Consider the following 20,891-nt stretch of genomic DNA (forward strand, 5'->3'; position numbering starts at 1 on the left):
GTCGATCCCCCCGCGACTTCGTCACCGGCCGGGGCCTCTCCTGACCCCTGCTCTACTCAGGTCGCCGCACAACAGGCCTGGCCGTGCGGCGGCCAAGCCATGCTCTGGCGCTGCGGCGCTGGCCGCGACCGCTGCCGACGTGCTCGAGCGTCCTGGAGCTCCTCCTTGGACATCTGCGAGCGGTGCGTCAGGTTCGGCCTGGGCGGAGGTGCCCTTCTTGGGGCCCACCCTTGATCCGGTCGTGTCGCTCGCGCCACCGGGCGCCGCCAGGGCGCGACGCTGAGCGGGTGCCTCATCCACGCCGGTGAAGCCGCCGCCGCTCCCCTGCCAAGGGCTGAGCGGGTGCCAGATCGGCGCAGCCGGGTCGCGCTGGACCAGGTCCTCGATCCGGGCGGCGACGACCGGCGCCGCGATTCCGACGAACCGGCCACACGACGGACGATCACCTGCTACCGATCACACTCCCGACCAGCCCGAGCACCCCAGACGCGACCCACGCCAGCCCCATGACCTGCAACCTCAGGTTGAACTCAACTCACTGGGCCAGGGTCGAGCTGATCGACGCGGGGGAGACCGCCCGTGTGTGAGGACTGCTGTTGCCCGTTTTGCTGGGACCACGACCGCCCTGCGCTCACCCCGGAGCAGCCCGCACGCTCTCGAACCGCGACGCCTATGACCTCTGACGGGCCCACGAGTGGCCCCACGCCACGCGGGTGGGGCCACCCACCCGACCAACGGGCGGACACCACAGCCCTGACCCTGCATGCCCCGGCACACTGCCCCTGGCACGATCACGACCCCGAAGGACGCTAACCCGCATGACTCGCTCATGTCTGACGATCCCGGTCGGCCTGGCCCTGGCCGCCGCCTTGCTCACCGCCTGTTCCGGCGCGGCCCCGGCCAGGAGCACCGCGTCCGCCTCGGTGCCCGCGCCGACCGTCAGCACCACCGTCCCCACCGCGTCCATGCCGCCTGTGGCCCCGTACACCGGGGGCATGCACGTGGAGCGGCTCGACGCCGACGGCAAGGCGTACGCCGCCGCGCTGCTTGACTACGTGGTCAAGAACGGCCTGACCACCCTGGTCACCCAGATGGGCAACGAGACCCCGGACGAGCTGGCCGCCTCCATCGCCCTGCGCCGCAAGCAGTGCGGAACCGGCGACGATATGCCCAGCGGGGCCACGCTCGACCAGGGCCGCCTGGATTTCAAGGACATAGGCGGCGCTGGGGCGGCCGACGCGTTCTGGCAGTTCCGCCACCAGGCGATCGCCCAGTTCCTGTGCAAACCCACCACCGCGCCCCCCAGTCCCATGGCGTCCTGACACCCCACCAGAGGCCGGCCGGGAGCACCACACTCCCGGCTGGCCTTCCAGGTGCTGCGGCCACCTTGCCCGCACCGTGCCTGACCAGCGGTCCCGCCAAGACCCTTGATCACGACAGCACAACGACGGACGCCAACCCCGAAGGACCCCTTGTGAAGCGCTCCACGCTCATCATCCCGGCCGCCCTGGGCGCCGCCCTGGTGCTCACCGGCTGCAAGGCCGCCCCCGACGGCACCCCGATGCCCAACCTGGCCGGGCTGACCGTCAGCAAGGCCAACGACGTCCTGGAGGACAAGAAGCACAGCGGCGGGGCGTACATAGCCGACGGCAACGACGACAAGCTCACCGATCTGCTGCCGGGCGCCGCCGGTCCGCGCGGGGTGTACGTGTGGGACTACGACAGCTGGAAGGTCTGCACCCAGGAACCGGCCGCGGGTGTGCCGGTCAACCCCGGCAAGGGTGTCAAGGCCGTGCTGGGCGTGGTCAAGACGGGCCAGGGCTGCCCCGCCCCTGTGCTGCCGGGCCAGCCGACCCCCACCCCGTCCACCGCGCTGCAGACGGGCCGCAGGGATCTCGGTACGGAGTCCAAGGACGTTCCCGGCCTGTACGCGAAGATCACCACGTGCGTGGACCAGGGACCGGACCGCAACGTCACCGACATGTTCGAGGTCTGGTCCGTGCACGTGGTCTACACCAACCTGAGCGGCAAGACCGTGCTGGCCCCCAGCGCCTACCCGAACCTGGTGAACGCCAAGGGCGGCAAGTTCCGGGCCCGTGACGCCTCCGCGTACGTCGGCTACGACTTCAAGCTCGCCCCCGGTGCGAAGGCGGAAGCCGACGCGCACGACAGCGCGCACACCGGAGGCCCCGCCTCCCTGACCGGCCTGCCGACCCAGCTGGGCATGGAGGCGTACATCAGCGACCACACCACCGGGTGCGTACTGGCACCCGAGGACCTGAGCGGCCAGGTCCTCGCGTACTGACCGGCACTTCTGACCGGCTGGGCCGGTGGCGCCACGCCACCGGCCCAGCACAGCCACCACCCGCAAGGACGCCACCGTGAGCCAGCCCAACCCATCCCACCAGCAGTACCCGCTTCCCCCGATCGTCATCAACAACTCGTCGTCCGCCAGCTCCTCGGCGCGATCGGGTGGCGGGTACTGCCACGGGCACCACTACCGCCACCAGTCCGTAGCCGTCCACGTCTTCCTGTTCCTGCTCACGGCGGGCATCGGGAACGCGGTGTACGCCGTGATGATCCACAACGAGAACCGCCGCAACGGCTACCGCTGATCACGCACCTTGCATCGAAGGACGCCACCACTGTGATCGAGACCCGATTCATCAGACCCACCCAGCACCATCACCGCGACCGCCATTCCAGAGGTCGGGGTCGCAGGGTCATCGGGCTCCGTTCAGGGTGCGAGGTTCTGGCGGGTGGTGACTACGGAGCGCCAGCGTGAGCGGGTTGCTGCCTCGTCACCGAGCCAGTGGGTGGTGGACGGGACGGGCAGTGGCAGGTCGGCCATGTAGTGGGCGACGTCCAGGTAGTAGGCGAAGTCGCCGTTCGCGGTGGCTTCGCGCAGGCGGTCGAGGGCGGCGGCCAGGCCGTCCTGGTCGTCGCAGACGGCGTGGTGGAGGGCGACGGCGGTCTCCCGCAGCGGGGTGAGCCAGGGCAGGCCGGCGACATCGATCTGAGTGCGCAGGACGGCGACGCGGTCGGCGATCTCACGGTCGTCGGTACCGGCGACGGCGACCAGGGCGGCGACGTGGGTGAGCAGCACGGTGGCGCGCTGGTCGAGCCGCTCCAGGAGCTGGCGGGCGAGCTCGATCTCCTCGATGGCCCGGTTTGGATCGGCGAACGCCGTGACCAGGGCTAGGCGGGTCTGCCGTATCAAGGTGAACACACTTGTCAGGGCCAGGTAGGGCAGTCGCAGGAACACCGGACCATCCTGGAGCCGACCGGAGCCAGCTGGCAATCACCGAGCGGGACCTCCGCCGTCACTCGACCGGCCGGCCTCGCGACAGTGCCCATACGTCAACTGACCAGCACGGACGTTTTTCTGGCACCTAACACTGTTAGTGGAACGCCGGGCACTCACCTGCCGACGTGAACTCCTCGACCGGACACTGATCTGGAACCAGCGCCATCTCCTGCACGTACTGCGGGAGTTCGAGGATCACTAAAACACCCAACGCCCACATCACGCACTCCACCAGGACACGTCGCTGACACCACGGCCCGCCCCGATCACCGGCACTGGGCGGATCGCCCGGCTGGACGTCTGCGGACGCGACCGTCTCGGCTGCACCCTCCACGAGCACCGACATGCGGCATGACCTGTACGGACAGACTTGTCGGCACCCACAGGGGCGGTGCCCGCCGAAAGACCCCCGGCAGGGGCCGCACGTGCGCCGTCCGTCGTCCGTCGTGCCAAGCGGCGCCGCCGGGCCGAGAGGTCCGCGATCAGTCCGCCGTGGCGATGAGCGGCTGGAGCAGTATGTCGGGTTGGGCGCGCTGGAAGGCGTTCAGCTGCCACTTGTCGGCGAACAAGGCCAGCAGCACGTCATCCGAGCGGCGGGTGAGCACCTCGCCGTTGATCAGGCGGGCTTTGGCCAGGGCAGCGGCGCCGTCGGCGTCAGTGATCCGGGCCACGCGGTAGGAGAGCTGGTCGAGGGCGATTGGGGAAGAAAACTCGTGCTCCATCCGGTGCAGGATCACATCGAACTGCATCGGGCCGACCGCGGCCATGACCGGCGCCTGGTCGCCACGCCGGTCGGAGACCAGCACCTGGATCACGCCTTCCTCATCGAGTTGGGCGACGCCCTTGCGGAACTGCTTGGACCGGCTGATGTCCTTGGGCCGTGCCACCGCGAAGTACTCGGGGGCGAAGGCGGGCAGCGGGGGAAACTCGGTCTTCTTGCCGGTGAAGAGGGTGTCGCCGACCCGCAGCGCGCTCGCGTTGATCAGGCCGACCACATCGCCGGGGTACGCGGTGTCGACCACGGTGCGCTCGGCTCCGAAGACGGTGTGCGCGTACTTGGTTGCGAACGAGCGGCCGCTGGCCGCCCGGGTGACGTGCATGCCGCGCTCGAAGACGCCGGAGCAGACTCGGACGAAGGCGATCCGGTCGCGATGGGCCGGGTCCATGTTCGCCTGGATCTTGAACACCAGGCCGGAGAACTCCTCGCCGACCTCGCGGCTGCCGCCCTTGGCCAGCGGGCGGGGCCCGGGAGCCGGAGCGAGGTCGACCACGGCGTCCAGCAGGAGCTTCACACCGATGTTGGTCAGCGCGGCGCCGAAGAAGACCGGGCTGATCTTGCCGGCCTCGAAGGCCTCCTGGTCGTAGCCGGGGCCGGACGAGAGCACCAGCTCCAGCTCCTCCAGTGCGGTCGTCCAGGCTTCGCCCTCCTGCTCGGCGGCCTGCTCGGAGGTGAGCTGCTCCTCGAGGGCGGCGTGCGTGCCGGCCGGCACCTTGGTGTAGCGCAGCATCTGCTCGGTGTTCCCCGCTTCGACCAGGCCGCGCAGGTTGCCCGCGCTGCCCACCGGCCAGACGACCGGGACGGGGGTGATCCCGAGGTGCGTCTCGATGTCCTCGAGCAGGGTGAGTGCATCCTGGCCGCGCCGGTCCCACTTGTTGATGAAGGTGATCACGGGGACGCCGCGATGGCGGCAGACCGCGAAAAGCTTGCGGGTCTGCTCCTCCAGGCCCTTGGCCGCGTCGACCAGCATGATCGCGCAGTCGACGGCGGCCAGCACCCGGTAGGTGTCCTCGGAGAAGTCGGCGTGGCCGGGAGTGTCGACCAGGTTCATCACGTGGCCGCGATAGCCGAACTGCAATGCGGCCGAGGTCACCGAGATACCGCGCTCGCGTTCCAATTCCATCCAGTCGCTGGTCACACCGCGTCGGTCACCCTTGGCGTGCACCGCACCGGCAGAAGTGATCGCCCGCGCGTGCAGCGCCAGAGCCTCGGTGAGCGTGGACTTGCCCGCGTCCGGATGGCTGATCACAGCGAAGGTCCGACGGCGGCCGGCCTCATGAAGGACCTGCGGAACGGGGATTGACTGTACGGTGCTCACGTGTTTCCTCGGGTACGCATCGGCAGCAGGCCGGGTGACGCCTCTCCGTACCTGGTGAGCCGGGGATCAGGTCCGCAGGCCCAGGAAGCGATCATAGGCTGTCGGGCGGCGTGGCCCCGAAATTCCCGTTCTCTGGGGGAGAGGCTGATCCAGGGGGTGAGCTGGTCGGCGTACTTTCTCGGCGTTGTGCCGCAGGAACGTCGCGGCCTCTTCCGGGGTCCAGCAGGTGCGGTCGGCGGCGCGGGGCTTGGGCGGGACGGAGTGTTTGGCCGGGTTGTAGCGGAGCCGCCCCGGGCGGACGGCGGCGTTCAGCGCGTTGCGCAGGGTGGATGCGGCCTTGTAGACGGTGACCCGGCCCTGCCCGGCTTCCAGCTGGGCGACGATCCACTCGTAGATGTGCTTGGGCCGAAGGTCGAGCAGCCGTAGGCGACCGAAGGCTGGGATGAGGTCGCGTTCGACGCACGCCGCGTAGCCGGCGCAGGTGTTCGCAGACAGGTGAACCTGCCTGGTGACCAGCCACTCGCGCAGGTAACTGGCGACCGTGGTGCAGCGGTTCTCGTACACCCCGCGCAGCTCACCGTCCAACACCGCCTTCATCTCCCGCATCGCCTCCGCACGGCTCGCGAAACCACCCCGGCGCCGGACCCGCCGCCGGCCCTCATCCTTCGCGACGTCGACCGCATACGTCCACGTCCCATGCCGGACATCCCCGGCCAGCCGCGGACACCACGGACCCAACTGCCTCCTGTTCCCCTCCGAGCAACTACGCCGCCGATACACCCGGCCTCGCTGCGCACGCTGTCCCACGACGGTCGCATTGCGGGGTCAGGCCACCGGATGGATCTTTCGCCCGATCACCGGGCGCAGTGCCTCCGCCAGACGGTCACGTGCCTCGGTCTGGGCGGCGATGCGCTCATCGAGGACTGCAAGTCGCTCAAGTGCGATCCGGATGCCCTTGTCGGACGGTGGTGTGGCGGCCAGGTCGCCGTCCAGACAGGGCAGGAACGAGCGGACGTCTTCCAGGGTGAGACCGGCGGCCAGCAGATAGCGGATGTTGCGGACCCGCACGACCGCGTGCTCGTCGTAGATCCGATAACCGTTGTGCGCCCGCCGGGAGGTGAGCAGGCCCTCGTGCTCGTAGTGCCGCAGAGCACGGGCAGTCGTGTCCGTGGCCTGTGCCAACTCGCCTATCCGCAACCGCTTCACCTCCGGTGCCAGTCCTAATCACGCGACCACGGCGCCGCCGTCCACCGGGAACACTATCCCGGTCACGAACGATGCCTGCGGTGAAGCCAGTTGCGTGATCGCCCATGCCACCTCCTCGGGCCGGCCGATGCGCCTCAGCGGCGTGTGGGCCAGTTGCCACTCCCGGACCGCCGCCATCCGAGCAGGTGTCAGTCCCTGGTGCTCGCCGATCGGGGTGTCGATCGCGCCTGGCGCCACCGCAACGACCCGGATCCCACGGGGTGCCAGCTCCACCGCCCAACTGCGGGTCAGGAGCTCCAGGGCGACCTTCGTTGCTGCATACACCGAGCTGCCTGGCCAGGCACGCTGCCCGACCGACGTGCTCACGTTCACGATCACCCCACCAGTGGTCTCCAGGGCCGACAATGCGGCCTGGGCGAGCAGGATCGGGGCGAGCAGGTTCGTCTCCACCTGCTGCTCGATCAGGTCTCGGGTAAGCGTCCCGAGCGCCCCGGTCCGGACGATCCCAGCATTGTTGACCAGCACGTCCAGCCGACCGTGTGACGCGATGACGGCATCCACGATCTTCTCCGGGGCGCCCTCGGAGGTGACGTCGGCGACCAGCGGACAGACGTTGTCATGGCCGAGGGCAGTCTCCGCCAGCGGTTCGGGGCGCCGCCCCACTGCCACCACCCGCACACCTTGTCCTGCGAACATGCGCGCTGTCGCACGACCGATGCCCGTACCAGCGCCCGTGACGACAACCACTCGGTCTTGTAGAGAATCGTTCATGGGAGGGATCCTCGGACCCTGCCGCCAACGGCAAGGTCAAGACGGCCGACGGGGTCATCGGATGGTCGCGGTGCCGGTCGAGCGAGACCCGGTGGATGCTGCTCAGCGACGCGCATGGCGGGGCCGTTCTGGACAGCCCTTGGCTGGTCTACCTGCGGCCGACCGGACTTGATGCCGGTCGGCAATCCCTAGTGCCAGTACTGGCCGTCCGGCCCCTGGCACCAGCACCAGAGGGCCAGCGCCGCCGCCAGCCCCACCAGGACGGCCAGCACGAGGAGGACGGCGGCGAGGCCGGGGCGGCCGGGTGGGTCTTCGGTGGCGGCGGTGACGACGGGGGCCAGGCGGCGTACGTCGTCGGCGTGGTACTGCGTCGGCCTGGCCGGGTCGTGTCGGCGCCGCCGGACGCCGTTGGCTCGGGCGGTCGCGTCGACCGAGGTCACCCCCGGCCAGAGTGTGCTCACCTGACGTACGGTCAGCCAGCTTGCTTCATCGCGGTTCATCGCGGATCAGCCCCCCTCTGCTCCGTCGGCCGCCTGCCCCCGCGGTGCGGCCCGGTCTCATCACAGGCCGGGCCCGCGACGGCGTCAAGTACGTCCCTGAGAGAGTGTCAACGTGTCTGCGCGGCCGCTTTGGTGAGTGCGGTCCGGGTGGCGTCCAGCTCGCCGGTGAGCTGCTCGTGCAGCGCGGGCAGCAGGGTGAGGGCGGCTTCGGCGGTCTCCCGGGTGGGGTGCGGGTCGGCACGGGCGGCTTCGATCGCGGCGCGCAGCGGCATGGTGGTGAGGGCGGTCTCCCAGGCCGTGCGGTGGACGCCGGTGGCGTAGCGGGCGGTCAGGAACTCCAGTGGGTCCAGGGCCAGGCCGTCCGTGTCGCCGGGTGCGGCGAGGCGGTGCTGCGGGAGGGCGGGCTGCGGGAGCAGCCAGGCGATGCCGTCGCGGGCGACGAGTTCGAAGGCCCGACTCTCGTCGGGCACGGCCCAGCGTCCGGCGCCGGTGGTGGCCGTCCGCAGCAGGCGGTCCAGCATCGCGGCTTCGCGCGCGTCGGCCGTCCGCTCGGGGTGCGGCCGGTCGTGCAGCAGCTGTTCGAGATGGTAGCGCTGGCCCCAGCTGCCGACCCAGCGCCGCATCGCCCCGGCCCGGGTCTCCCGGATGGCAGCGAGGGCGAGGGCCCGGGTGCTCAGGTCGCGGCGGGCGGCGGTCGCGGTGCCCGCCGGGCCTTCGCGGTCCAGTGCCGCCCGCACGGTGGCGACCGTCGGGCCGTCGTACCAGCGGAGCGTCCAGTGGCGCCGCTCGGGATCGTGCAGCAGCTCGATCGTCATCCGGTGCCGTGCGCCGAGGCTCTCGGTGAGGCGGCGCAGCCGCGCCTCGTGGCTGGGGGAGGGGGTGGGCATGATCAGCACACTAGCGACCGGGGGCGTGCGCGCACGGCAACTGCGCCGCCGGGCTCACCCGTCCTGACCGGTCGGCTCCGTCAACCTGTCGGTCCGTCATCGCTCGTCCAGGTGGAGTGATCGGCCGGAACGTGTCCTCGGCGGAGCAGGTCAGTTGCCTGACATGTTGTCCGAGCACATATGTCAGGGAGTACTTGTGGATCTGCCTACCAGTGAGAACACGGCCGTTGAGCCGAACGAGGAGCGGCCGAAGGTCGCCCGTCGGACGCTGATCAGCTCGGTGGCCGCCGTCACGGCGGTGGCCGGCGCCGCCGGGTTCGCCGGGCGGTCGGCCATCTCCGTGCCCGCCGCCACCCATGGCGGGGGCGCCGACGAGGCCGAGGGCCGGGATCTGGCCCGCAAGATGCTGATGGTCGGGGAGGACGAGAAGACCGACCTGACGTTGGAGTACCTGCGGATCCTGATCGACGGCAAGCTGCCGCCCCGGGCGCCGCGCAAGAAGGTGCTGGTCGTCGGCGCGGGTGTGGCGGGCCTGACGGCGGCCCGGCTGCTCAAGCAGGCGGGGCACGACGTGCTGGTGATCGAGGCCAACGGCAGCCGGGTCGGGGGCCGGGTCAAGACCTTCCGGGGCATCTTCGAGGACAAGCAGCTGCACGCGGAGGCGGGCGCGATGCGGCTTCCCGACTTCCACCCGATGGTGCTGGCGCTGGCCGACAAACTGGGTCTCAAGCGTCAGCTCTTCTACAACGCCGACGTGACGCCGCAGGCCATGCCGACCGGTGCGCTGCCGCCCGTGGTGCACCACTCCTTCACGGGGGAGAGCTGGAGCAACGGGTCGGACGGCGGGCCGTTCCAGGCCCCGACGGCGAACTTCCGGACGAAGATCGCCGTCAACGGCGCGCAGTCCTCCCGGGCCGCCTACGCCCAGTCGCCCAGGGCGATCAACAGCAGCTTCGGCTGCGACCTCGACACCACCGTCTCGGCGGCCGTGACCAAGGCCTTCGAGAAGGTGACCGTGCCGGACGGGCCGATCGCCGACCGGCTGGCCGCCTGGTCGAAGATCTTCCAGAAGTACGACGGCTACTCCACCCACCGCTACCTGGTGGAGGAGGCGGGCTGGGACCTGAACCGCATCCAGGCCGCGGGCACGCTGGAGAACATGACCTCCCGGCTGCACTACTCGCTGGTGCCGACGCTGATCGACCACGCGGTGATCAGCCCGACCAACCGGTACTGGGAGCTGGAGGGCGGCACCGACGTGCTGACCGAGGCGCTCGCCGGGCCGCTCAAGGGCGAGCTGCGGATGGGCCGCCGGATGACGAAGCTGACCCAGACCGCGGGCGGGGTGCGGATCGAGACCACCGCCGAGACGGGCGACGAGGAGTCCTTCGACGGCGCGCCGACCGACCCGGTCGAGGTGTTCGAGGGCGACTACGCGATCGTCACCATCCCGTTCAGCGCGCTGCGGTTCTGCCAGGTCGAGCCGCAGATGTCGTACGCGAAGCGGCGCGCCGTCACCGAGCTGCACTACGACTCGGCGACGAAGGTGCTGCTGGAGTTCAAGACCCGGTTCTGGGAGGAGGGGCCGAACGGCTTCACCGGCGGAGGCTGCGTCTCGGACAGCGCCAGCCGCTTCACCTACTTCCCCTCGCACGCGCCGGACGGCTCGCCCGGCGGCGTGGTGCTGGCCGCGTACACCTGGTCGGACGACGCGATGCGCTGGGACTCGCTGACACCGGGCGAGCGGTACGCCTTCGCCCTCAACGACATGGAGCGGCTCTTCGGGCCCCGGGTGCGGGCCGAGTTCACCGGTGTCGGCGCGACGCAGTCGTGGGCGCGGGCGCGGTACGCGCTGGGCGAGGCCGTGATGTTCACCCCAGGGCAGCTGCACGAGCTGCACCCGGCGGCGCGCACGGTCGAGGGCCGGGTGCACTTCGCCGGTGAGCACACCAGCCTGAAGCCCGCCTGGATCGAAGGGGCGCTGGAGTCGGCCGTCCGGGCATTCCTGGAGGTCCACCCGCGCTGACCGGCTCCGCACCCCCGGGCATCCGCCGATGCCCGGGGGTGACCTCCCGGGCTCCGGGGCGTTGACGGGGTGTGTGCTGCGTACGGAGGTCGGGATGATCGCGAACGGGTGTGTCGGTGGCGGCGGGCGGGCCTGTCTGGGCCGGGGGGAGGACGTCCGCCGGGCGGCTTCCGCCGTGGCCGAAGGGCTGGCGGTGGCGCACGGGTTCGGGAACTTCTACGCACTGACGGCCCGTCCGGAGGAGCCGGTGGTGCGCCGGGTGAACCTGTTGAAGGGCCGCCCGGCCGGGCAGGTCGGGAGCGTGACGACCACCCCGGCGCGGATCCCGCTGGTCTTCGACTGGGCGGCGCTGCCCGCAGGGGTCGGCCACCGCGAACTGACCGCACTGATCGACGGGTTGTACACGCTGGGCCCGTTCGGCTTTCGTGGCCCGGCCGCCGCCTCGGTGCCGGCCCACCTGACGACGGCGACGGCGACGACGGCTACGGCGGGCGGCCCGCCGGTCGTGCAGGTGATCGCCCCCGGGTACTCCTGCCCGTCGAACGAGTTCCTCTCGCACAGCATGGCGCTGGTCGAATCGGACGTGCTCTTCATCACCTCGGCCAGCCGCTCCCGGCCCGGGGCCGGCGCGCCGGAGGAGCCCGCCCACTGGCAGGCCTCGGCGTTGCGCGCGGAATTCGGCCCGGCCGACGGCGTCCACCTGCTGGAGCACCCGGACGAGGAGGCCGCGCGCCGCAACTACCCGCTGCACGAACCGATGTCGACGAGCGTGCTCGCCTTCGACCGCACCGAGGGCGCAGACGAGGTGGGCCGCCCCCGGCTGGTGCTGGAGCGGCACGGTTCGCTCCCGGCGGAGCAGGTGCGCCGGGAGGCCGAGCGCTGGGGATTCGGCCTCGCCGTCGCCCCTGCCGCGCGGGATCGGCTGGCCCGGCGCTGCTACGCGTGAGCCCGGCCCGCCTGCGGCATCTCCCGGCCCCCGGCGTCTCCCGATCCCCGGAGTTGGATCACTGTTCACCCCGGGTGACCTGCCAACTCCCCAGTAGGTCGGCCTTCCCGGACAGAGTGGTCCAACCAGTGGTTGGACCACTGGTGAATGGTCTATACCACTTGCGGTACGGTGAGCCCGGAAGCTGTCGGACACGGCTGTGGGGGCCATATGACTGCCGATCACCTGCCTGCACCACCCAACGACCAGGAGCTCTACTGGTACTTCGGACCGCAACGACGCTGGGTCCTCGTCTGCACCTCGCTGGCCTTCTCCTTCACCGCAGTGACGATGCTCACCTTCGCCCTGCGAACTCCCGCCCTCTGGGCCTTCCTCGCCGTCCTCGCGCTCAATCTCGGCGCCCTGGTGCTCTCCTCGGTCAACAGCCTGCGCACCCGCCGCCTCACCCGCCAGTCGCACGAGGTGCTGGTCAACGCCTGGCAACCCGCCGAGGCCCCGAGCGTCGACCTCTACCTGCCGACCTGTGGTGAACCGCTCGAACTCCTCGACAACGCCTACTCCTACGCCGCCCGCGTCCAATGGCCCGGCGAACTCACCGTCTGGGTGCTCGACGACGCCGACCGCACCGAGGTCGCCGAACTCGCCGCCCGCTACGGCTTCGAGTACGTGGTGCGCCCCGACCGGGGCCACCTCAAGAAGGCCGGCAACCTCAACCACGCACTGACCCTGAGCAGCGCCGAGTACCTCGCCATCCTGGACGCCGACTTCGCACCCCGGGCCGACTTCCTGCACCACCTGGTGCCGTACTTCGCCGACCCCGGGATCGGCATCGTGCAGAGCCCGCAGTGCTTCGACACCGACGAGACCATGGGCTGGATCGAGCGCGCCGCCGGAGCCTCCCAGGAGTGGTTCTTCCGCTGGATACAGCCCTCCCGGGACGCCAGCGACGCCGCCATCTGCTGCGGCAGCAACGCCGTCTACCGCCGCAGCGCACTCGACGCCGCCGGAGGCTTCGCCCGGCTCGACCACAGCGAGGACATGTACACCGGCCTCGCCCTCCACGAGCACGGCCAACGCACCCTCTACGTACCGATCCTGGTCGCCAAGGGCACCTCGCCCGACAGCCTCGCCTCCTTCGTCAACCAGCAGTACCGCTGGGCGATGGGCAACCTGCACCTGCTCGGCAGCCCCGACCTCAAGCGGATGCGCGCGCCCTGGCGGATGCGCCTGTGCTTCTACGAGGGCGTCGTCGGATACCTCACGATGGCCGTCAACATCTTCGCCGCGCCGCTGCCGCCGCTGGTGATGATGTACTGCTACCCGGAGCAGATCCGGCCCTGGCACGTACTGCCGCTGCTCGCCCCGCTCTGGCTCTGGCACGTCCTGCTGCCCCGGATCAGCCGCACCCGCTGGCGGGTCGAGGTCATCCGCGCCAACGTCCTGATGAGCATCGCCGCCGGAGCCGCCTTCCTGCACACCCTGCGCGGACACAGCGCCGCCTGGGTGCCCACCGGCGCGGGCCGCGCCAAGCCCGGCGGCCTCGCCCGGAGAGTCGTCCAAGTCGCCCTCGGCTGGCTCTGCCTCTCCCTCGGCGCCGCCGCCGCAGGCCTCGCCCTGGACATCAACTCCCAGGGCTGGGGCCCGAACTGGGGGCTCGCCCTCTACCTGCTGGTGCAGTGCCAGATCGGCCTGCCACTGGTCCGCGACCTGACCGCCGAACTGCGCGGCCGGGCCCGCCGCCCCGCCGCCCGCCCGGCCGGGATGCTGCCCCGGCGCTGGCCCGAAGGCCTCGCCGTCACCGCGCTGCTCGTCCTCACCGCGCTGCTCGCCTCCGGGTGGGTCAGCCCGATGCTGCCCTGGCTGGGCTGAGAGATGACCGTGACCACCGAACTGCGCCCGTCCGAACTGTCCCCGTCCGACATACAGGTGAACGCCGAACCGGCGGTCCGCCGTGCCCCGTCCTTCCGGCCCGACATCGAGGGCCTGCGCGCCGTCGCGCTGCTCGCCGTGCTCGGCTTCCACGCCGCCGTCCCCGGCCTCGCGGGCGGATTCGTCGGCGTCGACGTCTTCTTCGTCGTCTCCGGCTACCTCATCACCGGTCAACTGCTGCGCGAGGCCGTCAGCACCGGCCGCATCCGGCTCAGCGAGTTCTTCTCCCGCCGCGCCCGGCGGCTGCTGCCCTCGGCGGGCCTCGTCCTCGCCGTCACCGCACTCGCCGGAGTCTGGCTCACCGCCCCGCTGCACCGCACCGACGTCGAGTACGACGTCCTCGCCGCGGCCCTCTCGCTCGCCAACTGGCGCTTCATATCCCAGCAGACCGACTACCTGGCGGCCGGGCGCGACCCCAGCCCGCTGCTGCACTTCTGGTCGCTCGCCGTCGAGGAGCAGTTCTACCTGGTCTGGGGCCCGGTCGTCGCCCTGCTCGCCTACCTGGCCTGCCGCGCCCTGCGGCGCGGCCGCGCCGTCCGGCTCGCCGTCACCGCCCTGGCCGCCGTCGCCGGGCTCGCCTCCTTCGCCCTCGCGCTGCGCTGGACGCACGGCTCGGTCTCCCTCGCCTACCTCGGCACCCCCTCCAGGGTCTGGCAGTTCGCCGTCGGGGCACTCGTCGCCGTGCTGCCCCGGCAGCTCCGGGCACAGCCAAGGCTCCAGGCGCAGCCATGGCTCCGGGCACTGCGCCGGCTCTGCGGCTGGGCCGGGCTGGCCGCGATCGGCTGGGCCGTGCTGCGCTACGACGCCACCACCCCCTACCCCGGGTACGCGGCCCTGCTGCCCACGCTCGGCACAGCGGCGGTCATCCTGGCGGACGCACCCGAACTCCGGTTCGGAGCAGGCAGGTTGCTCAGCCTGAAGGTGCCACGGGCGATCGGCCGGCTCTCCTACAGCCTCTACCTCTGGCACTGGCCGGTGCTGGTCCTCGCCGAGGCCCGGCTCGGCACCCTGGGCTGGCCCGCGAAGGCCGCGCTCACGGCCGCCGCCGCCCTGCCCGCGTACGCCGCGATGCGGCTGGTCGAACGGCCGCTGCGCAGCAATCACACCGTCGCCGAACTGCCCAGGCGCGGGCTCTCGCTGGGCTTCGGCGCGATCGTCCTCCCGGTGGTGATCGCGCTCCTGGTCGGCACCGGCACCCTGCGACTGCTCGGCCCGTCCGCCCCCGTCGACCTGGCCGGTCTGCCGCCCGGCTCACCCGACGGCACCTCGCTGCTGGTGCACGGCGCCGCATTCACCCAGGGCGGCCCGGTGGTGCCCGATCCGGTGCAGGCCCGGAAGGACTTCCCGCCCGACGGCGCCTGCGAGGTCGCGCCCACCACCGTCACCAGCCCGCCCTGCCTCAGCGGCCCCGGCAGCGGCGCGGACCGGATCGTGCTGCTCGGCGACTCGCACGCCGGGCAGTGGTACTCCGCCCTGCTCGGCATCGCCGCAGCGCGCCACCTCGGCCTGGAGGAGCTTGTCAAGCAGGGCTGCCCACTGCCGGAACTCACGGTAGACAACCCCCAGTTGGGCCGCACCTACCGCGAGTGCGACACCTGGCGCGCCGACAGCCTGAACCGGCTGAAGCAGGAGGCCAGGCCCCGGCTGATCGTGATCGCCTCCCTCAACCGCTACACCGACGACCGTGAACTCCTCACCCGGGCCTGGGAGAAGACCCTCGCCCAGCTGCGGCCGATCGGGGCGCCGATCGTCTACCTCAAGGACACGCCGATTCCCGGCACCGACACTCCCGCCTGTGTCTCCGGCCACCCCGACGACCCGGCCGCCTGCGACTTCCCCCGAGCCGCCGCCCAGTGGCCCGACCCGCTTGCCGACGCCATCGCCGCCGGACGCGAACCCGGCGTCAGCGCCGTCGAGTTGAACTCCGTACTCTGCCCCGGCTCTGGCCGCAGCTGCCCCGCGGTGCTCGAACGCATCCTGCTCTACCGCGACGACGCCCACCTCACCAACACCGCCGTCGTCGTCCTCGCACCCCGCCTGGAGCACCTGCTCGGTGCGGCTGAACTGCTCACCGCGCCCGGCGGCTGGAACACGCTGCTGCGCGACGACTTCGACGGCCCGGCCGGCGCCCGGCCCTCGGCCGCGCTCTGGCAGTACGACCTGGGCACCTGCTACCCCGGCTGCCCGGCCGCGCAGTGGGGCACCGGCGAGATCGAGACGATGACCGACTCCACCGCCAACGTCCGCCTCGACGGCCACGGCAGCCTGGAGATCCTGCCCACCCTCACCGACGGCCGCTGGAGCTCCGGCCGGATCGAGTCACGCCGGGCCGACTTCACGCCCCCGCCCGGCGGCGTGCTGCGGATCGAGGCGTCGATCGCGCTGCCCGACGTCACCGGCCCGAAGGCGGCCGGGTACTGGCCCGCGTTCTGGGCCCTCGGCTCCGGCGTCCGGGACGGCTCGGCCGGCTGGCCCGCAGCCGGCGAGATCGACGCGATGGAGTCCGTCAACGGCCGGGGCACCGTCTTCGGCACCCTGCACTGCGGCACCGCCACCGGCGGCCCCTGCCAGGAGCCCACCGGCCTCGGCTCCGGCGAACACCCCTGCCCCGACTGCCAGGGCGCCTTCCACACCTACACCGTGGAGGTCGACCGCTCCACCAGCCCCGAACAGATCCGCTGGTCCCTCGACGGCCGCGAGTACCACCGCGTCACCGCCGACCGCACCGACCCGGCGAGCTGGGCCCAGGCGCTGCACCACGGGTACTTCCTGCTGCTCAACCTCGCCGTAGGCGGCGGCCTCCCCACCGCCTACGGCGCCCCGGCCGCACCGACGCCCGAACCGGGACACCCGATGCGGGTCGCGTACGTCGCCGTGACGTCCCGACAGGTGTGATCGGGCATCAGCCATGGGGGCGCGGGGAACTGCGCGAAGTCGGGAGCAGCGGTCCGGTGCCTTCCGCAATCGCGCAGTTCCTCGCGCCCCTGGGTGCTCCCCTTAAACGTAGTGATCGTGAGGTGATGTACTGAGCGGGGCCAGCTGGCGAGCGTGTGCGCCGCGGTAGGTGTACCCGGGGTCCGGCCACCCGGCAGCTCGGGGTATGTGCAGCCCGGCCAGCTCCATCTTGCTCGGTTCGACTTGGGCAGCGCGGTGGTGCCCCTGAGGCTGCTTTGGGGCAGGGATCTCCCACGCCAGCGCGGCAGCCAGGAACAGGGCGATGGCCCAAGCAGAGGCCTAGGCGTGAGTCATGTGGTTGCTCCTCAGAAGCTACGGCCACGCCCCGGGAGCGTTACCCCCGCACTGTTAGCCCGCTTCCTCCGGTACTTCCCGAGCGATCAGGAAGTCGAACCGGCCGTCGGCGAACGCCTTCTTCAGCTCCGCCAGATCGGCGGGAGTGCCAACCAGTACCGTCCTCGGATTGTTGGCCTTGGCCACGGCCACCCGACCGGGCTCCAGCTCCGCCATGACGAAACCCTGCGGCACCTCGACCTCCGGCCCAGCCGCAGCCTCCCAGTGTGCTCCCCGGTACCTGCGGGGGAAGAACTCCAGCACGCTCAACGCTTCCTGCCCTTCTTCTGCTTCGGGCCTTCCGGCATCACGTAGTCGATCTCCAGTGCTACCCAGTTGGGCCGCTCGGAAAGGTCCGAGTACCGGTGCTCGAACCGGTCACCGGTACTCAGCAGATCAAGCACCGCCAGGCCCAGGACAGAGCGCGCCTGTGTCGGACTCAGCTGTACCGACACCCTCATACTCGGCTGCTCGGCCCACGTGATCGACGCCCGGTTTCCCGTGAGCCGACTCAGACGGTCGGCGATCAGCCGCGCCATCTCCCGGGCCTCTTCGTAGCTTCGCTGCTCACTCACGTAGCGGTGGTCTCCTGCGGCATGTACAGCTCGAACAGCAAGAGCGCGGCCTGCACCTTCGTCGGCCGCTTCCGCCGCTCCGCCCTGATCCGAACCTCGGACGCCGCGTGGGCCCTGTGGGTGTCCGCCATCATCAGCCACAGACGGGCCTGGTAGGCGCTCGGGAAGGCCAAGCACACTGCGGCCGGCCTGGTCGGGCAGGGTGCAGAACTCGTCCAGAAGCACATCTCTGAGGACGTGAGAGCCCGCCGCCTCGACCACCTCGTACCGCATCGTCTTACTGGTCGGCAGAGCCTTGGTGTTGGCCCCGCTCAGTAGCGTCGGCATGGTGGCCTCCTGTCTCCTGCAACTGCACGCTTCCGTCGCTGGTACAGGTGTACCGACTGGAATCCGGCCACGGAGGGGCAGCGCAGGGGGCATTCTGGCGATGTGGACATTGGCTCGCTCATCCGTGCCCGACGTGTAGACCTCGGGCTCACACAAGCGCAGCTCGCCGCCCTGCTCGCTCTGGAATCCGGTAATCCGGACGGGAAGCCCACCCGCGACGAGGTGAAGCGGTGGGAGTCCGGCAAGGTAACTCCTGGCCCGTACTGGCGAGGCGGGCTCGCTGCTGTGCTGGACCTGACACGAGCCGAACTTGACGCGGCGGCACGCACAGCCACGGCGCAACGCCGAACCTTCCTCGCCGCGACGGGCGTGGCCATTGCCGGGCCACGTCGGGCAGAGCTGCTGGACATGCTCTCGGCGGTCGCTGGGGGTGATGAGCGCTGGCTGTCCCACAACATCAGTCCGTACGACTTGGGTATGACCCTGGCCAACCTGACGAACCGTGATCAAGGCACGAGGCGGAGGCTTTCCCGTTGGCTCGATAACGGGTCCACGTCGCTGCTCAGGGGTAACGTCAGGCAACCCTGTTCAAGACGCAGGATGCTGCCCTGGTGGAGCGGGCGGAGCTGTCCATGCGACATGACGAGGAGACCCGAGCCCGGTGTCTACGATGCTTCACCCGCCGTACGTTCGGGCTGGCATGGCCGAAAGCGTGAACCTACTCAGCCGTCCAAGCACCAGCAGATCAAATCAAGGCGTTGGGCACGCTACTCCGTGACCCAGCGGATGCCTCGAATCGCTGGTGCTCTGCCGTGTACCTGGGGGAAGCTGTCGAAGGCGGCTCTCGGCCCGCACGGACTCTGCTGGCGGAGGCTCTGCGGACGGAGAGCAGCCGGGAGAACCTCCGGGCTATCGGGTTGGCACTGAACGGAGAGCGACCGTGGAACTGATCGAGATCACCGCCAAGGGCGACATGATCGAAGCCCTGACGGCAGAGGCCGAGGCGCGCGGCATCTCCAACGCCGCTGTCGAGTCAGTGGTCGGTGCGGTCCGGTTGTTCACGCTCTCGAACATGAAAGCTGACAACCCGCGTGAGCCGGTCCTCACCTCCGGCCGCCTGGCAGAGCTGTCCGGCAACGGGGAGATCGTTGGCGGTGTTCCGAACATCCACGTCACCTGCGGCTTGGACGGTGGTACAGCCTTGTCCGGCCACCTTGCAGCAGCCGAGGTCGGAGGTCCGTATTTCGTGAACGTCTATGTCATCCCGGTCAACTGACGAGCCGGTCTGGCCGGTGATGGCAGCACAGAGTTCGGCGTCATCTGAAGCGCTGACCGAACACGCTATTGCGCGGTGTCCGGGTTTGCGGGTTCCTCGTCGGCTGTGGGGAGAAGGAGCGCGGACGGGTGGTGGAGCGAGACTTCGACCGGTATGAGTCGGGTGGTTGTGGCCTGGGGTTCGCCGGTGCCGACGTTGCGGGCGAAGCGGGGGTGTGCGCCGCCGCTGACCTGCAGTCGGATCCGGTGTCCGGCCGGGAAGTGGTAGGCGGTTGAGCTCATCGCCACCGTGACGGTGGCCTGGGCGGCTCCGGTGGCTTCCAGTCGTCGCAGCCCATCGCAGACGTTGGTCGAGCGGCCCCGGTCGTCGACGTCGCAGAGTCGGGCGAAGACGTCGGCGTGGCCGGTGCCCGTGCTGACCCGTAGGTCCACGCTGACCGGCCCGAGGATGCGGATCGGCTCGGTGAGCGGGGCCGTGGTGAAGGTCAGCACGTCGTCCCTGGCCTCCAGAGCGGTGTTGTCCCGCGCCCCGGCCTTGTGGGACAGCAAGGGTCCACCGACCGAGGGGGTCGGATCAGCCGGGGCGTAGCGGAAGGACAGCGGCGCCGACGTGTCTTCGGGGGCCTGGGTGCTCAATGCGCCGCCACTGTCGAGGTACCAGCGGTGGCCTGTCGTGGCCGGGGGCCAGTCGGGGAGGTCGTGCCACGTCCGTCGGCCGCCCAGGTGGGCCCGCACCCTCGTCTTCCGCAGGCCGGACGGGTCATCGCACAGATGGGCCCGGAGCCAGGCCAGGCTCTCGGCGAAGACCTCGGGCCAGCCTTGCTGCAGTGCGGAGTTGTGTGACCAAGGACCGACGAGCAGGGCGGAGTCGCAGTCGGCGCGTCGCAGTCTGTCGTACTGCTGCAGGGTCTGGTCGAGGTTCACGTCGCTCCAGCCGGTGATCAGGCAGGTCGGCACCGCAAGGCGTTCAGCGGAAATGCCTGCGTCGGACCCCTGCCAGTGCGCGTCGTCCGCGTCGGGATGAGCGATCGCCTCCTCCAGGAACGGCACCCGTGTGCCCAGCCCGGGTACGTACGCCTCGCCGAGGGGGAGGGTCCGTGTGATCTTCCGGAGGTGGCGTTGCAGCCGCAGGGCGGCCCGCAGGAAGCGCGGAACGCCTCGGTGCTGGCTCGTCAGGCCCATGGCGACCACAAGGGCGTCCTCCAGACAGAACGCGCCTTGGCGGTAGAAGAAGGGGTACGGGTCGTGCAGGCCGACCTGGACCACCATCGCGCGCAGCTCCGGCGGCGCGTCGAGCGCCAGCGCCCACTGGACGTAGCCGAGGTAGCTGGCACCGATCGTCCCCAGCACGCCGGAGAACCAGGGCTGCTCGCGCAGCCAGGCGACGGTGGCCTGGCCGTCGGCGGCCTCGTTGTGCCACAGCGCGAACTCGCCGCCCGATCCGCCGGTGCCGCGGCAGCTCTGCAGGACGACATGGAAGCCCTGCTCGGCCAGGAGTACGCCGTACATCGGCGCCCAGGGAAAGCCCCGGCCGTACGGCGAGCGGACCAGGAGGGTGGGGAAGTCACCGTCGGCCAGGGGGAAGTAGTGATCGGTCAGCAAGGCACTGCCGTCGGCGGCGGTTACCACGAGGCCGGGTTCGTAGGCGATGTCGTGGAGCTTGGGGGGCACTCCCCGCAGGGAGCGCCTCATGACCCGGGCGTGCAGGGGCGGCTTCATCGCGGGTGAGTGGTGCGTCGCCGTCGTCACGGTGCCTCG

The 20,891-nt window shown here is 70.7% G+C and carries 18 protein-coding genes; 8 read left to right on the top strand and 10 right to left on the bottom strand.

Going from position 1 to position 20,891, the window contains the following annotated elements:
• The first annotated feature begins 818 nt into the window (after positions 1–818).
• The 3 genes from ACR68M_RS33730 (at position 819) to ACR68M_RS33740 (ending at position 2,615) form a co-directional block, all read left to right on the top strand.
• On the top strand, positions 819–1,322 hold the full coding sequence (locus ACR68M_RS33730; RefSeq protein ID WP_441247961.1) for a hypothetical protein: 504 nt from the start codon (positions 819–821) through the stop codon (positions 1,320–1,322).
• Positions 1,323–1,474: 152 nt separating this feature from the next.
• Positions 1,475–2,305, top strand: a complete 831-nt coding sequence (locus tag ACR68M_RS33735) for a hypothetical protein (protein WP_441247962.1) — start codon at positions 1,475–1,477, stop codon at positions 2,303–2,305.
• Positions 2,306–2,381: 76 nt separating this feature from the next.
• The gene (locus ACR68M_RS33740) at positions 2,382–2,615 is read left to right on the top strand and encodes a hypothetical protein (RefSeq protein WP_441247963.1); all 234 of its coding nucleotides are present in this window, start codon (positions 2,382–2,384) and stop codon (positions 2,613–2,615) included.
• A 122-nt stretch (positions 2,616–2,737) separates the two neighbouring features.
• Here the strand turns inward: ACR68M_RS33740 and ACR68M_RS33745 are convergent, their stop codons facing one another.
• From ACR68M_RS33745 to ACR68M_RS33775, 7 genes are all read right to left on the bottom strand, one after another.
• Positions 2,738–3,265, bottom strand: a complete 528-nt coding sequence (locus tag ACR68M_RS33745; protein ID WP_441247964.1) for a hypothetical protein — start codon at positions 3,263–3,265, stop codon at positions 2,738–2,740.
• Between the two features lie 524 nt (positions 3,266–3,789).
• Positions 3,790–5,334, bottom strand: a complete 1,545-nt coding sequence (locus ACR68M_RS33750; RefSeq protein ID WP_441247965.1) for a peptide chain release factor 3 — start codon at positions 5,332–5,334, stop codon at positions 3,790–3,792.
• A gap of 135 nt (positions 5,335–5,469) precedes the next feature.
• Complete coding sequence (locus ACR68M_RS33755; protein WP_441247966.1) at positions 5,470–6,009, bottom strand: hypothetical protein; 540 nt, start codon at positions 6,007–6,009, stop codon at positions 5,470–5,472.
• Between the two features lie 219 nt (positions 6,010–6,228).
• Positions 6,229–6,600, bottom strand: a complete 372-nt coding sequence (locus ACR68M_RS33760; RefSeq protein WP_441247967.1) for a MerR family transcriptional regulator — start codon at positions 6,598–6,600, stop codon at positions 6,229–6,231.
• A 27-nt stretch (positions 6,601–6,627) separates the two neighbouring features.
• A complete protein-coding gene (locus ACR68M_RS33765; RefSeq protein ID WP_441247968.1) occupies positions 6,628–7,380 on the bottom strand; it encodes an SDR family NAD(P)-dependent oxidoreductase in 753 nt (250 codons plus the stop codon).
• Between the two features lie 188 nt (positions 7,381–7,568).
• Positions 7,569–7,841, bottom strand: coding sequence for a hypothetical protein (locus ACR68M_RS33770; protein WP_441247969.1), 273 nt, complete (start codon positions 7,839–7,841; stop codon positions 7,569–7,571).
• 146 nt (positions 7,842–7,987) lie between these two features.
• Entirely contained in the window at positions 7,988–8,767 is a 780-nt protein-coding gene (locus ACR68M_RS33775) for a hypothetical protein (protein WP_441247970.1), read from the bottom strand.
• A 196-nt stretch (positions 8,768–8,963) separates the two neighbouring features.
• Between ACR68M_RS33775 and ACR68M_RS33780 the strand changes: the two genes are divergently transcribed.
• The 4 genes from ACR68M_RS33780 (at position 8,964) to ACR68M_RS33795 (ending at position 16,563) form a co-directional block, all read left to right on the top strand.
• The gene (locus tag ACR68M_RS33780) at positions 8,964–10,793 is read left to right on the top strand and encodes a flavin monoamine oxidase family protein (RefSeq protein ID WP_441247971.1); all 1,830 of its coding nucleotides are present in this window, start codon (positions 8,964–8,966) and stop codon (positions 10,791–10,793) included.
• Positions 10,794–10,887: 94 nt separating this feature from the next.
• Positions 10,888–11,739, top strand: coding sequence for a hypothetical protein (locus ACR68M_RS33785; RefSeq protein WP_441247972.1), 852 nt, complete (start codon positions 10,888–10,890; stop codon positions 11,737–11,739).
• 210 nt (positions 11,740–11,949) lie between these two features.
• Positions 11,950–13,608 carry a glycosyltransferase family 2 protein gene (locus tag ACR68M_RS33790; RefSeq protein WP_441247973.1) on the top strand — a complete coding sequence of 553 codons (1,659 nt, stop codon included), beginning with the start codon at positions 11,950–11,952 and terminating at the stop codon, positions 13,606–13,608.
• 9 nt (positions 13,609–13,617) lie between these two features.
• A complete protein-coding gene (locus tag ACR68M_RS33795; protein WP_441247974.1) occupies positions 13,618–16,563 on the top strand; it encodes an acyltransferase family protein in 2,946 nt (981 codons plus the stop codon).
• Between the two features lie 408 nt (positions 16,564–16,971).
• On the opposite strand, the gene ACR68M_RS33800 is transcribed toward ACR68M_RS33795, so the two are convergent.
• Together ACR68M_RS33800 and ACR68M_RS33805 are read right to left on the bottom strand one after the other, a co-directional pair.
• The gene (locus tag ACR68M_RS33800) at positions 16,972–17,133 is read right to left on the bottom strand and encodes a hypothetical protein (RefSeq protein WP_441247975.1); all 162 of its coding nucleotides are present in this window, start codon (positions 17,131–17,133) and stop codon (positions 16,972–16,974) included.
• Positions 17,134–17,222: 89 nt separating this feature from the next.
• Positions 17,223–17,858: a hypothetical protein gene (locus tag ACR68M_RS33805; protein WP_441247976.1), complete on the bottom strand. Its 636-nt coding sequence runs from the start codon at positions 17,856–17,858 to the stop codon at positions 17,223–17,225.
• 940 nt (positions 17,859–18,798) lie between these two features.
• On the opposite strand from ACR68M_RS33805, the gene ACR68M_RS33810 reads away from it, so the two are divergent.
• The gene (locus ACR68M_RS33810; protein ID WP_441247977.1) at positions 18,799–19,134 is read left to right on the top strand and encodes a PCC domain-containing protein; all 336 of its coding nucleotides are present in this window, start codon (positions 18,799–18,801) and stop codon (positions 19,132–19,134) included.
• 65 nt (positions 19,135–19,199) lie between these two features.
• Here ACR68M_RS33810 and ACR68M_RS33815 read toward each other — a convergent pair whose 3' ends face one another.
• On the bottom strand, positions 19,200–20,825 hold the full coding sequence (locus tag ACR68M_RS33815; protein WP_441247978.1) for a CocE/NonD family hydrolase: 1,626 nt from the start codon (positions 20,823–20,825) through the stop codon (positions 19,200–19,202).
• Positions 20,826–20,891: the final 66 nt, after the last annotated feature.

This window comes from Kitasatospora sp. McL0602, assembly GCF_052076145.1.
Lineage (GTDB): Bacteria > Actinomycetota > Actinomycetes > Streptomycetales > Streptomycetaceae > Kitasatospora.